At 57.9% G+C, this 378-nt stretch carries 1 pseudogene; it reads right to left on the bottom strand.

Features of this window, described 5'->3' with window-relative positions:
• A pseudogene (locus tag HMPREF2912_RS11260) lies at positions 1–378 on the bottom strand (HNH endonuclease); the annotation flags it as partial.

Genomic DNA, 378 nt, shown 5'->3' with positions numbered 1-378 from the left:
CCCCCGACGTGTCTACTTTCCGGGGGTCAGGCCCAAGCTGGGTAAGAAAGGCTGGTTTCTCACACCCGCCGACCCGGCAGGTCCCGTCGCGGCCTTCGACATGTTTGCGCATAATCAGGCCCGGTTGGTAGCCGTCTGCTTCGGCTACATCGCCGGTTAGATCCCGGGTTTTATCATGCGGCATGGGCTCTTGCCGCCAGCCGAAGCCTTCAATAAAGGTTGGGGCATTCTCAATATCGCAGGCCTGATAGGTGTGTAGCACCACAGCAGCTGGAGGCTCAATCTCACCGGACAGCAGTTTCTTGACAGCATCCGGAATCGTCAGGTCGTGCTTGGCAGCGGTTTGGTGGATGAAGGCATCGAGTTTAATGCCGGTAT

Source organism: Corynebacterium sp. HMSC056E09 (assembly GCF_001813425.1).
GTDB classification, from domain to species: Bacteria; Actinomycetota; Actinomycetes; order Mycobacteriales; family Mycobacteriaceae; genus Corynebacterium; species Corynebacterium hesseae.
Note: the sequence above shows the minus strand (reverse complement) of the source record. Positions and strands in the feature narration are given on the sequence as shown.